This is a genomic window from Streptomyces sp. yr375, assembly GCF_900110755.1.
Classification (GTDB): domain Bacteria; phylum Actinomycetota; class Actinomycetes; order Streptomycetales; family Streptomycetaceae; genus Streptomyces.
Genome location: NZ_FOFF01000010.1, coordinates 205,302 through 217,159, shown reverse-complemented (window position 1 = coordinate 217,159; position 11,858 = coordinate 205,302). Strand labels below are relative to the sequence as shown.

The 11,858-nt window shown below is 70.7% G+C and carries 12 protein-coding genes, 1 pseudogene and 1 riboswitch; of the genes and pseudogenes, 8 read left to right on the top strand and 5 right to left on the bottom strand.

All coding sequences use genetic code 11. From position 1 onward, the window contains the following. The first annotated feature begins 161 nt into the window (after positions 1 to 161). Positions 162 to 309: riboswitch (SAM riboswitch) on the top strand. 18 nt (positions 310 to 327) lie between these two features. From thrC to BMZ82_RS13940, 5 genes are all read left to right on the top strand, one after another. Further along, positions 328 to 1,629, top strand: coding sequence for a threonine synthase (gene thrC / locus BMZ82_RS13960; RefSeq protein ID WP_093775393.1), 1,302 nt, complete (start codon positions 328 to 330; stop codon positions 1,627 to 1,629). Positions 1,630 to 1,746: 117 nt separating this feature from the next. Next, entirely contained in the window at positions 1,747 to 2,022 is a 276-nt protein-coding gene (locus BMZ82_RS13955) for a MoaD/ThiS family protein (protein ID WP_093775391.1), read from the top strand. Positions 2,023 to 2,493: 471 nt separating this feature from the next. Next, positions 2,494 to 2,700: a cold-shock protein gene (locus BMZ82_RS13950; protein WP_007493268.1), complete on the top strand. Its 207-nt coding sequence runs from the start codon at positions 2,494 to 2,496 to the stop codon at positions 2,698 to 2,700. 372 nt (positions 2,701 to 3,072) lie between these two features. Continuing rightward, entirely contained in the window at positions 3,073 to 4,695 is a 1,623-nt protein-coding gene (groL, locus tag BMZ82_RS13945; RefSeq protein WP_093775389.1) for a chaperonin GroEL, read from the top strand. Between the two features lie 253 nt (positions 4,696 to 4,948). Further along, the gene (locus BMZ82_RS13940) at positions 4,949 to 6,076 is read left to right on the top strand and encodes an NADH:flavin oxidoreductase (protein WP_093775387.1); all 1,128 of its coding nucleotides are present in this window, start codon (positions 4,949 to 4,951) and stop codon (positions 6,074 to 6,076) included. A 22-nt stretch (positions 6,077 to 6,098) separates the two neighbouring features. Here the strand turns inward: BMZ82_RS13940 and BMZ82_RS13935 are convergent, their stop codons facing one another. From BMZ82_RS13935 to murQ, 3 genes are all read right to left on the bottom strand, one after another. Then, positions 6,099 to 6,671 carry a hypothetical protein gene (locus BMZ82_RS13935; RefSeq protein ID WP_093775385.1) on the bottom strand — a complete coding sequence of 191 codons (573 nt, stop codon included), beginning with the start codon at positions 6,669 to 6,671 and terminating at the stop codon, positions 6,099 to 6,101. Positions 6,672 to 6,745: 74 nt separating this feature from the next. After that, the gene (locus tag BMZ82_RS13930; protein ID WP_093775383.1) at positions 6,746 to 8,137 is read right to left on the bottom strand and encodes a PTS transporter subunit EIIC; all 1,392 of its coding nucleotides are present in this window, start codon (positions 8,135 to 8,137) and stop codon (positions 6,746 to 6,748) included. A gap of 16 nt (positions 8,138 to 8,153) precedes the next feature. After that, positions 8,154 to 9,089: an N-acetylmuramic acid 6-phosphate etherase gene (gene murQ, locus BMZ82_RS13925; RefSeq protein ID WP_093775381.1), complete on the bottom strand. Its 936-nt coding sequence runs from the start codon at positions 9,087 to 9,089 to the stop codon at positions 8,154 to 8,156. A 105-nt stretch (positions 9,090 to 9,194) separates the two neighbouring features. Between murQ and BMZ82_RS13920 the strand changes: the two genes are divergently transcribed. Both BMZ82_RS13920 and BMZ82_RS13915 read left to right on the top strand, forming a co-directional pair. Then, positions 9,195 to 9,590, top strand: a complete 396-nt coding sequence (locus tag BMZ82_RS13920) for a hypothetical protein (RefSeq protein WP_093775379.1) — start codon at positions 9,195 to 9,197, stop codon at positions 9,588 to 9,590. 7 nt (positions 9,591 to 9,597) lie between these two features. After that, positions 9,598 to 9,888: a DUF4031 domain-containing protein gene (locus tag BMZ82_RS13915; protein ID WP_093775477.1), complete on the top strand. Its 291-nt coding sequence runs from the start codon at positions 9,598 to 9,600 to the stop codon at positions 9,886 to 9,888. A gap of 1 nt (position 9,889) precedes the next feature. On the opposite strand, the pseudogene BMZ82_RS13910 reads toward BMZ82_RS13915, so the two are convergent. Next, positions 9,890 to 10,375 (bottom strand): annotated as a pseudogene (locus BMZ82_RS13910) (GNAT family N-acetyltransferase); the annotation flags it as partial. A gap of 23 nt (positions 10,376 to 10,398) precedes the next feature. Further along, positions 10,399 to 11,043: an HD domain-containing protein gene (locus BMZ82_RS13905; protein ID WP_093775375.1), complete on the bottom strand. Its 645-nt coding sequence runs from the start codon at positions 11,041 to 11,043 to the stop codon at positions 10,399 to 10,401. Between the two features lie 110 nt (positions 11,044 to 11,153). On the opposite strand from BMZ82_RS13905, the gene BMZ82_RS13900 reads away from it, so the two are divergent. After that, positions 11,154 to 11,855 (top strand): copper homeostasis protein CutC, encoded by a 702-nt coding sequence (locus BMZ82_RS13900; RefSeq protein ID WP_093775373.1) that lies wholly within the window; start codon positions 11,154 to 11,156, stop codon positions 11,853 to 11,855. Positions 11,856 to 11,858: the final 3 nt, after the last annotated feature.

Sequence of the window (11,858 nt, the reverse complement as noted above, 5' to 3'; positions counted from 1 at the left end):
AGCGGCTCCTCACGTCGTGATCACAGCAGGTGCACGGCAGGTGACCGTGTGATCCATCTCGCGGTTCGGACGACTATCTCAACTGTCCTGGCCTTCGGTTACAGTCTTGAACAACGCGGATGACCATCGCATGTCAGAGGTCGCCGATCACAACTTCATACCGCTCATCCAGAGGGGCAGAGGGATACGGCCCGATGAAGCCCCGGCAACCCTCCAGCCGGTCTTGTCCGCACGTCTGCGGCGAGGCTCCCGGCTCGGGAAGGTGCCAAATCCGTCTCACGGCGAGATGCGTCGTGAGGAAGATGAGGAGAAAGGGCCTCGCCTCACATGGCTGCGCAGACTGTTGGAAACACCACCGGCCCCACCGCCGACTCCACGCCCGTCGACCTCGGCCCCGCCGTCGCGCTGAGCTGCCGCGAGTGCGGCCACCGCGTGCCCCTCGGCCCGGTCTTCGCCTGCGAAGAGTGTTTCGGCCCCCTCGAGATCGCCTACGACTTCTCGGCCTACGACACCGAAGAGCTCCGCAAGCGCATCGAGGCGGGCCCCGCGAACATCTGGCGCTACGCGCCTTTGCTGCCCGTCCCGGCCGACGTGGCGGACAAGCCGAACATCAACCCCGGCTGGACCAAGCTCGTCCAGGCCGACAACCTGGCCCGCGAGCTGGGCGTCGACGCCGGCAAGCTCTTCGTCAAGGACGACTCCGGGAATCCGACGCACTCCTTCAAGGACCGCGTCGTGGCCCAGGCCATCGAGGCCGCCCGCGCCTTCCACTTCACCACCCTCTCCTGCTCCTCCACCGGCAACCTGGCGGGCGCGGTCGGTGCCGCCGCCGCCCGCGCCGGCTTCCGCTCCTGCGTGTTCATCCCGCACGACCTGGAGCAGGGCAAGATCGTCATGGCCGCGATCTACGGCGGCGAACTCGTCGGCATCGAGGGCAACTACGACGACGTCAACCGCTTCTGCTCCGAGCTCATCGGCGACCCGGTCGGCGAGGGCTGGGGCTTCGTCAACGTCAACCTGCGGCCGTACTACGCCGAGGGTTCCAAGACGCTGGCGTACGAGATCTGCGAGCAGCTCGGCTGGCGGATCCCCGACCAGCTCGTCGTGCCCATCGCCTCCGGCTCGCAGCTCACGAAGATCGACAAGGGCTTGCAGGAGCTGATCAAGCTCGGGCTCGTTGAGGACAGGCCGTACAAGATCTTCGGCGCGCAGGCGGAGGGGTGCTCGCCGGTGTCCGCCGCGTACAAGGCGGGCCACGACGTCGTACGCCCCCAGAAGCCGAACACCATCGCCAAGTCCCTGGCCATCGGCAACCCGGCGGACGGGCCGTACGTCCTCGACATCGCGCGGCGCACGGGCGGGGCGGTGGAGGACGTGACCGACGAGCAGGTCGTCGACGCGATCGGGCTGCTCGCCCGGACGGAAGGCATCTTCGCGGAGACCGCGGGTGGCGTGACCGTCGGTGTCGCCAAGAAGTTGATCGAGAGCGGGTTGCTGGATCCGACGTTGACGACTGTCGTCCTGAACACGGGGGATGGTCTGAAGACGCTGGACGCGGTGGCGGGGACCGGGCTTACGGCGACGATTCGTCCCAACCTTGAGTCGTTCCGCGAAGCGGGGCTCGTTTAGCAGTCGTTGTTGTTCGTCTGCGGGCCGGTGGGGGTCGGTCGCGCCCACGCGGCGGTAGCCGCATATTCAACACAGCCCCGCGCCCCTGACGGCGATTACCTGACCGGAGGTCACAGCATGAGCGTTTCTGTTCGGATCCCTACAATCCTCCGCACCTACACCGGTGGTGCTGCCGAGGTGTCGGCCGAGGGAGGGACCCTTGGTGAGGTCATCTCTGATCTGGAGAAGAACCACACCGGGATCGCCGCCCGGGTTCTGGACGACCAGGGCAAGCTGCGGCGGTTCGTCAATGTGTACGTGAACGACGACGACGTCCGGTTCGAGCAGGGGCTCGACACGGCGACCCCGGACGGCGCCGGTATTTCGATCATCCCGGCCGTCGCCGGCGGCTGAATCGTCGAATGGTCACTGACTGTCGGTCAGTACCCGCCGGTACTGACCGTCGGTAACAGCAATTACCGAGAGTTCATCGAATTGCCCTCTCCGCGATTGAAGCGGAGGGGGCAATTCAGTGTGGTTGAGCGCGGTACAGTTGGGGAACCGGGTCGTGATCACAGGATCCGGAACCTTTTCTTTCTGCCCACCGTCCGATGAGAAGCAGCCAAAGTGCGCGCCTCATTCGTGGCTTTTGTGGCTTTTGCGGGGCCCGACTTGCCCTGAGTTCTGGCGAATTCTCGCCACATTCCGGATCTCGCGCGTCCAGAATTCTCGTCCAAGTGACCTGTTGCAGAGGGCAGTTGGACAGATACATTCGGCCGCGGTCGACGCGTTCCGGCGCACGCCCCCAATCGTGTGGGGGGTGAGGTCTGACCCGGATCCGCGAAGTGTGGATCTGTGCAAGGGCCAGTAATAGGGGAGTTAGGCATGGCTCAGGGCACCGTCAAGTGGTTCAACGCGGAGAAGGGGTACGGCTTCATCGCGGTCGACGGTGGTGCGGATGTTTTCGTCCACTACAGCGCGATTCAGATGGACGGCTACCGCACCCTGGAAGAGGGTCAGCGAGTCGATTTCGAGATCTCGCAGGGCCAGAAGGGGCCGCAGGCGGACATGGTCCGTCTCGCGACCGGCTGAAGCACGCGCCGACTGACAGCGTCGTTCTTCTGTACGTCCGCATGTCTGTACGTCCGCACTACGACTGAAGGGCTCGTACCTCCCGGGGTACGGGCCCTTCAGTCGTACCCGGGCCGTCGTACCCGGGCCGTCGTCTTCAGTCCCGCGCCGGGACCGTTGTTCACCTGCGGATTCGCTCGAGCCGCTTGCACTCGACCATGCCGAGTGCTAATCATTGGCGTTAGCACTCTGAAGGTGAGAGTGACAACGAGGATCGGGTCGGCGAGGCCCGCAGGCCAGGTGGGGCAAGGAACCACGAGGCCGGCGAGCCGTCCGTCGCGGGCGCCTGCGCGGTCCGGAGCAATCCACCCCAGTCCGGGAGGACCACTTCACATGGCCAAGATCATCGCGTTCGACGAGGAGGCACGGCGCGGCCTCGAGCGCGGCATGAACCAGCTCGCGGACGCCGTGAAGGTGACGCTCGGCCCCAAGGGCCGCAACGTCGTCCTCGAGAAGAAGTGGGGCGCCCCCACGATCACCAACGATGGTGTCTCCATCGCCAAGGAGATCGAGCTCGAGGACCCGTACGAGAAGATCGGCGCCGAGCTGGTCAAGGAAGTCGCCAAGAAGACGGACGACGTCGCGGGCGACGGTACGACCACGGCGACCGTCCTCGCCCAGGCGCTCGTCAAGGAAGGCCTGCGCAACGTAGCCGCCGGCGCCAACCCGATGGCTCTCAAGCGCGGTATCGAGAAGGCCGTCGAGGCCGTCTCCGGTGCCCTGCTGGAGCAGGCGAAGGATGTCGAGACCAAGGAGCAGATCGCTTCCACGGCCTCCATCTCCGCCGCCGACACCCAGATCGGCGAGCTCATCGCCGAGGCGATGGACAAGGTCGGCAAGGAAGGCGTCATCACCGTCGAGGAGTCCCAGACCTTCGGTCTGGAGCTGGAACTCACCGAGGGCATGCGCTTCGACAAGGGCTACATCTCGGCGTACTTCGCCACCGACATGGAGCGTATGGAGGCCGTCCTCGACGACCCGTACATCCTGATCGCCAACTCGAAGATCGCCAACGTCAAGGACCTGCTCCCGCTCCTGGAGAAGGTCATGCAGTCGGGCAAGCCGCTGCTGATCATCGCCGAGGACGTCGAGGGCGAGGCTCTGTCGACGCTGGTCGTCAACAAGATCCGCGGCACCTTCAAGTCCGTCGCGGTCAAGGCCCCGGGCTTCGGCGACCGCCGCAAGGCGATGCTGAACGACATCGCCATCCTCACCGGTGGCGAGGTCATCTCCGAGGAGGTCGGTCTCAAGCTCGAGAACACCTCCCTGGACCTGCTGGGCAAGGCCCGCAAGGTCGTCATCACCAAGGACGAGACGACCATCGTCGACGGCTCCGGCTCGTCGGACCAGGTCGCCGGCCGGGTCAACCAGATCCGCGCCGAGATCGAGAACAGCGACTCGGACTACGACCGCGAGAAGCTGCAGGAGCGCCTGGCGAAGCTCGCCGGCGGTGTCGCGGTCATCAAGGCCGGCGCCGCCACCGAGGTGGAGCTCAAGGAGCGCAAGCACCGCATCGAGGACGCCGTCCGCAACGCGAAGGCCGCCGTCGAGGAGGGCATCGTCGCCGGTGGCGGCGTGGCGCTCATCCAGGCCGCCGCCGTCTTCGAGAAGCTGGAGCTCGAGGGTGACGAGGCGACCGGCGCCAACGCCGTGCGCATCGCGCTCGAGGCCCCGCTCAAGCAGATCGCCGTCAACGGTGGTCTCGAGGGTGGCGTCGTCGTCGAGAAGGTCCGCAACCTGCCCATCGGCCACGGCCTGAACGCCGCGACCGGTGAGTACGTCGACATGATCGCCGAAGGCATCATCGACCCGGCGAAGGTCACGCGCTCTGCCCTGCAGAACGCCGCCTCCATCGCCGCGCTGTTCCTCACCACCGAGGCAGTCATCGCCGACAAGCCGGAGAAGGCCTCGGCCCCGGCCGGCGGCGGCATGCCGGGCGGTGACATGGACTTCTGATCCCCCGAGGATCAGCGGTTCATGGCAGTACGCGACCGAGGGCGGCACTCCCTGTTCCAGCAGGGGGTGCCGCCCTCGGGCGTGTCCGGGGCGGAACCGGGGTGCGTGGGCGGGATCACAGGGGGAATCGCGGGGCGGGCGGAATGGTGCCGGGGCCGCCGGGGGTTGTCGTACCAGGTACTCGATGCACATGCACATACCGCCTGGTCAAGCCACTCGTCCCACCCCTGGTCCCCTACCTGAGGAGCCCCACGTGAGCGTCACCCCGCCTGCCCCCTCCCGTGCCGCCGAGATTCTCTCCCGGCCGGTGTCCATCAACGGGCTGACCGTTCCGAACCGGATCGCGATGGCGCCGATGACGCGCATGTTCTCGCCGGACGGGATTCCCGGTGAGGACGTCGTGTCGTACTACGCGCGGCGCGCCGCCGCCGGTGTCGGTCTCATCGTCACCGAGGGGACGTACGTCGGGCACGACTCGGCCGGGCAGAGCGACCGGGTGCCGAGGTTCCACGGTGAGGAGCAGTTGGCGGGCTGGGCGAAGGTCGCCGAGGCCGTGCACGCGGGCGGCGGGACGATCGTGCCGCAGTTGTGGCACATCGGGATGGTCCGCAACCAGGGTGAGCCGCCGTTCGCCGACGCGCCCGCCGTCGGGCCTTCCGGGGTGCGTCTCGACGGCACCGAGGGCGTCGGCAAGGCGATGACCCAGCGTGACCTGGACGACGTCATCGGCGCGTTCGCGCAGGCCGCCGCGGCCGCCGAGCGCATCGGCTTCGACGGTGTCGAGCTGCACGGCGCGCACGGCTACCTGCTCGACCAGTTCCTGTGGTCCGGCACCAACCGCCGCACCGACGCGTACGGCGGCGACCCCGTGGCCCGCGCGAAGTTCGCCGCCGAGATCATCGCGGCCGTCCGCGAGACCGTCTCCGCCGAGTTCCCGATCATCTTCCGCTACTCGCAGTGGAAGCAGGAGGCGTACGACGTGCGGCTCGCCGAGACGCCGGAGGAGCTGGAGGCCATCCTCGCGCCGCTCGCCGCCGCCGGTGTCGACGCCTTCCACGCCTCCACCCGCCGCTACTGGCTCCCCGAGTTCGACGGCTCCGACCTCAACCTGGCGGGCTGGACGAAGAAGCTCACCGGCAAGCCCACCATCACCGTCGGCTCGGTCGGCCTCGACGGCGACTTCATCGGCGGCTTCGCGGGCGAGGGCTCCCAGGTCAAGGGCATCGACGACCTCCTCGACCGGCTGGAGCGCGACGAGTTCGACATGGTGGCCGTCGGGCGGGCGCTGCTCCAGGACCCGGAGTGGGCCGCCAAGGTCCTCGGCGGTCGCCTCGACGAGCTGGCCCCCTACGACGCGGCCGCCCTGAAGACCCTGAGCTGAGCCACAACCCGTCCGACGTGTCTCAGAGGTTGCCGAGGGGCTCGATGTCGACCTTCACCGGGGTGCCCCAGATGCGGAGCACCTCGTAGTCGGTGAACTCGTGCACCAGCCGGTAGGCCATCGCCGGCCGGGAGCCGCGGCGCAGGGCGGCGATGTACAGCTCGGCCTCGCGCCGGTCCCGCCTCGGGGTTCCGCACAGGTGCCACTCCTGGCCGTTCCACAGCTCCGGCAGCCAGCGCTGCTGGGGCTGCGGGCGGTCGGCGCGGGTGCCGTAACGGGAGATCGAGGGAGTCGGGGTGTACGGCGCCTGCGGGGCGGGGCCGTTGAACTCGGCGCGCCGGGCCGACCGGCGGCGCGTCTCGCACAGCAGGCACAGGTCGGGGGCGGCCTCGTCGACCGGGCCGTGCGGGTGCTCGGCGCACCGGGTGGTGGGCGTGGCACCGACGACACCGTCGTCCAGCAGTTCCAGGGCCCGCTTCAGATCGGCCTTGACCTCATGCAGCCGGGCGTCGGGCGTGTCGGCGGTCAGCGCGTCGCCATGCTCCCCGAGCAGCCGGAGCGCACGACCGAGAGAGGTGAGCTGGGCGTGGTTCATGGGCCCAAGGGTAGGACGAACGCCGGTCGGGGCGCGGAGCGCGGGGGACGTGGTGGTGAGCGGTGGTTGTGTGGCTACGGGGTGCGGCGGGTGGCCAGTGGGCCGGTGAAGGCGTAGGTCGTCGCGAAGCCGACCGCGTAGGCCGTGAGCAGGCCGCCCGCGTAGATCGCCGCTGTCATGGCCAGGCCTCGGGGGCCGGTGAGCAGGGGGAACAGGGCCCAGCCGGACGGGCCGATCGCCGTTGCGCCGACCTTGTCGCCGAGCGTCGCGAAGAAGCCGACGAAGGCGCCGCCGGCCGCGCCGCCCGCGCAGGCGGTGAGGAAGGGGCGGCCGAGGGGGAGCGAGACGCCGTAGACGAGGGGTTCGCCGATGCCCAGCAGGCCGGCCGGGAGTGCCGATCTGATCGTCGTACGGATGGCGGTGTCGTGGCGCAGGCGGACGTACACCGCGAGTGCCGCGCCGACCTGGCCCGCGCCCGCCATCGCCAGGACGGGGAGCAGGACCGTGTAGCCCTGCTGTTCGATGAGGGTGGTGTGGATGGGGATGAGGGCCTGGTGGAGGCCGAGCATCACCAGGGGCAGGAAAAGGCCGCCCAGGATCAGGCCCGCGATCGGGCCCGTGGTCGTGAGCAGCCAGTTCGCGGCCGTGCCGATCGCCGTGGAGACCGCGCCGGCCGCGTACATCAGGCCGTACAGCGTGCCGAGGCCGGCGACGAGGACCGTCAGGGTGGGGGTGAGGAGCACGTCCAGGCTCTCCGGGAGCCGGCCGCGGCACCGCTTCTCGACGTACGTCGCGAGCAGCGCGGCGGCCAGCGCGCCGAGGACCCCGCCCTGGCCGGGGGCGAGCGTCACCCCGAACGCCGTCACCTTCGCGACCCCCGGGTAGACGACGATCGCCGCGACCGCGCCGCCCAGGATCGGCGTCCCGCCGAACTCCTTCGCCGTCTGGTAGCCGACGAAGACGGCGATCAGCGACATGAAGGCGGCGGCGACGGCGGCCAGCGCGGGCGTCAGCCCCGGCAGCCAACCGGCGTTGAGGAGAAGGCCGTTGAGGCCGGCGAGGATTCCGCAGCCGATCAGGGCGGGGATCAGCGGGACGAAGACGGCGGCGATGCGGCGCAGGACGGTCTTGAGGGGGGTCGCGTCGCGCAGTCGTTGCGCGTCTCGCAACTCCGTGCCGGAGTGGTGGTGGGCGAGGAGCTTTTCGAACTCGGTCGTCACCGTCGTCACCGCGCCCGGGCCGAGGACCACCTGCCACGAGCCGTCGGCCACGACGACCCCCAGCACCCCGGGCAGCGCCCGCAGCGCCGTCTCGTCCGCCCGGGACGGATCGGTGAGGACGAGGCGGAGCCGGGTCATGCAGTGGGCGACGGTGGTGACGTTCGCGGGGCCGCCGACCAGGGGCAGGATCGCGGCGGCTGTGGCGGCGGCCGGGGAGGCGGCTGTGGAGGAGGAGTCGGTACGCACCCCCCGAGCGTGCGGCTCAGCCGTCGGCGGAGGCGAGCGCGGCGCGCAGATGTCCCCCGGACTCCTCCAGAAGGCGGGCGGCCGTCGGCCCGTCCACCCCGGCGAGCAGCACCAGGATCGCGTTCTTCACCTCGCCGTCGCCCGTCGTGAGGGCCGCCTCGACGTCGTCGTCCGCCGCGCCGGTCGCCAGCGCCACGATCCGCCGTGAGCGGGCGCGCAGCTTCTCGTTCGAGGCGCGGACGTCGACCATCAGGTTCCCGTACGTCTTGCCCAGCCGGATCATCGTGATCGTCGAGATCATGTTGAGGACCAGTTTCTGCGCCGTGCCCGCCTTCAGCCGGGTGGAGCCGGTGAGCAGTTCGGGGCCGACGACCACCTCGATCCCGTGCTCGGCGGCGGCGGCCAGCGCGCTGCCCGCGTTGCAGGCCAGCCCGACGGTCAGCGCGCCCCGCGCCCGCGCGTACGCCACGGCGCCGATCGCGTACGGGGTGCGACCGGAGGCGGAGACGCCGACCACGGTGTCGTCCGGGGTGAGGGCGAGGGCGGCCAGGTCCGCCTCGGCCAGTTCCCGGGAGTCCTCGGCGCCCTCGACGGACGTCACCAGCGCCGCCGGCCCGCCCGCGATCAGCCCGACGACCTGCCCGGGGGCGGTGTCGAAGGTCGGCGGGCACTCGGACGCGTCCAGCACCCCGAGCCGCCCGGCGGTACCGGCACCGGCGTACACCAGCCGCCCCCCGCGCGCCATCCGCGCGGCGACGGCGTCGACGACGGCACCGATCCGCGGAAGCTGCGCGGCGACGGCGGCGGGAACGGCGGAATCCTCCGCGTTCATGAGCCGGGCGATGTCGAGGGTGGGGAGCAGATCGATCTCGGCGAGTTCCGGGCGGAAGGCTTCGGTGGTCAGCGAAGCCAGTTGGGGGAGGAGGTTGCGCGAGGTCATCGGGGAGGTCATCGGGGTCGACTCTTTCCGGCGAGGGTCCAGTGCGGCTGCCTGCGACCGCTCTCCTCACGGTATTTTCCGTTCGGGGAGTGGGCCAGGCGTGCGCACAATAGGGGCATGGACCCCACCGGCAACCCCATCAGCCCCCTGGAACAGGCGTTGCACGCGGCGCGCGCCCTGGTGCTCGCCGATCTGGCCTCGGGCGAGGTCGCCGCGGCGGACGTCGTGTCGATGGTCGAGGACTCCGTCGTGCAGCGCCGCTGGTGGGTCGAGCAGTGGCCGGCGGGCGCGGAGTACGTGGCGGGGCTGGTCGCGCAGGACGTGCAGGACGCGATCCTCGAACGCCACGGCCGCTGGCCCCTGTGCCCGGTCTGCGGCTCCGGCGACCCGCACGCCCTCGACGTCGAGCCCGAACTCGGCCCGGACCCGCACTGGGTGTGCCACAAGGCGGGCGTCAAGGTCGCGTCGGTGGGCTCGCTGGGCTCGGCCGCGGGGGGCACGCCATCCTCGTGAGGTGCTCGTGACCGTCTACATCGACCCGCCGGCCTGGCCGGGCCACGGCCGGATGTGGTCCCACCTCGTCAGCGACGTCTCGTACGCCGAACTGCACGCGTTCGCCGACGCGTCGGGCATCCCGCGCCGGGCCTTCGAGCGCGACCACTACGACATCCCGTCCCATCGTTACGCCGAGGTGGTGGCCGCCGGGGCGGTCGAGGTGAGCAGCCGTGAGGTGATCCGGCTGCTGACGACGTCCGGCCTGCGCAGACGCAAGGGCGGCGGCGGGGCCGCCGACCCGCAGAGCGCACCCTGAGTCAGGTCAGCTCGTAGGCGTCGTCGCCTCCGTCCCCGTCGCTCTCGGCGACCCGGACGAACCCGGCCCGTTCCAGTACGGCGCGGGAGGCCGCGTTGGCGTGCTCGACGACCGCGAACAGGCGTCGTACGTCGCTGCGCGCCAGCGCCCACGCGGCCAGCGCGCGCAGCGCCTCGGTGGCGTAGCCGTGGCCGCGGGCCGCCTCGACCAGGTCGTAGCCGATCTCCGTGCGGCCGTCCTCGTCGGGAGCCGCGTGGAAGCCCATGCTGCCGACGGCCCGGCCGTCCTCGTGCCGTACGAGGACGTAGAGGCCGAACTCGGGCCGGTGCACGCCGTTCACGTACGCCTTGACGAGCATTCCGGCGGCGTCGCGCGTGCCTTCGTAGGGTCCGCCCCCGAGCCACTCGAACCCTCCGCCGCCGCCCGCGCGCAGTCCGGCGGCGGCGGGCGGGGTGAGGCCTTCGAGGGTGAGGCGGGCGGCGGGGATGCGCGGGGGCGGAGCACCGGTGGTCACGAGGCCAGCAGCTCCAGTTCGCCGCGCAGGTTGTAGCGGGCCGTCTCCTCCCACCGCTCGCTGCCGTACGGCGTCCTGAACAGCCGTGGCAGTTCGAGGAGTTGACGCAGGACGGCGGACCGGCCGGCGCGGAAGGCGTCGCTGGGGACGAAGTGGTACTCCTCGCGGACGGCGGCCGTGTAGGCGGCGTACGCGGACGGCGGCGCGGCGAGGATCGCGAGGTCCGCGTCGCACAGGACCTGGCCGTCGGGGTCGTCGTCGGCCGGGTCGTGGCTGACGGTGAGCCGGACGAGCCGCGCGACCTCGCCGGTCCGCTCCCGCGACACCCCCGCCTCGGGCAGGGCGCGCTCGGCGAGCCGGGCGGACCGCTCCTCGTTCTCGGAGCGGTCGGGCAGATAGACGGCGTCGTGGAACCAGGCCGCCAGCCGTACGACGTCGGCGTCGTCGGCGTACGCCTCCAGCTCGTCGACGCGGTCGAGGACTGCGGTGAGGTGCGTGAGCGTGTGATAGCGGCGCTGCGGCTCCTGCCAGCGGGCGAGGAGGTTGTCGGCGTACGGCACGGGGTCGGGGCCGCCGACGGGGGACCGGGCCCTCTCCAGGGCGTGACTGAAGCGGGTGCGCAGGGCGTCGAGATCGGCCATGTCTTCATTGTCGCGCGGGAGGGCCGGCCGCGGAGGCGTATCCTCAATTGGACTAGACCTGTACCGGATCTGCGTCGGATCCGTAGCCGCCCGTCGACGAATGGGGTCCCATGAGCAAGCGTGCAGTGCTGGAGGTGATCGCCCTCGATGTGGAGGACGCGGTCGCCGCCGAGGCCGGAGGCGCGGACCGCCTCGAACTGGTCACCGACATGGCCGCCGACGGGCTCACCCCGCCGGTCGCGGCCTTCGCCCGGATCCGGGCCGCCGTCGACCTGCCTCTGCGCGTGATGCTCCGCCTGTCCGAGGGCTTCGCGGCGGGAGCCGCGTCGGATGTCGACCGCCTCGTCCATCTCACGCGCGAGCTGCGGTCGGCGGGCGCGGAGGAGTTCGTGCTCGGGTTCCTGGACGCGGACGGCGGGGTGGATCTGGCGGCGGTGGAACGGATCGTCGCCGAGCTGGACGGCTGCCGCTGGACCTTCCACCGCGCCCTCGACCACGCCGCCGACCGCGACGCCCTGCGCAAGCAACTGGACGGCCTGCCCGGACTGGACACCTACCTCACGGCCGGTTCGGCGGCAGGCGTCGACACCGGCCTCCCCACCCTCCGCACGGAGGCGTCCCGCCACGGCGAACCCGGCTACGAGCAGCAACTCCTCGTCGGCGGCGGCCTCCACCTCGCCCACGTCCCCCCACTCCGGTCCGCCGGCATCGACGCCTTCCACATCGGCAGCGCGGCCCGCCCGACCGGCTGGACCGGCCCGGTGTCGGCGACGGCGGTGGGGGAGTGGCGGCGGGTGGTGGACGGGGGGTAGGGG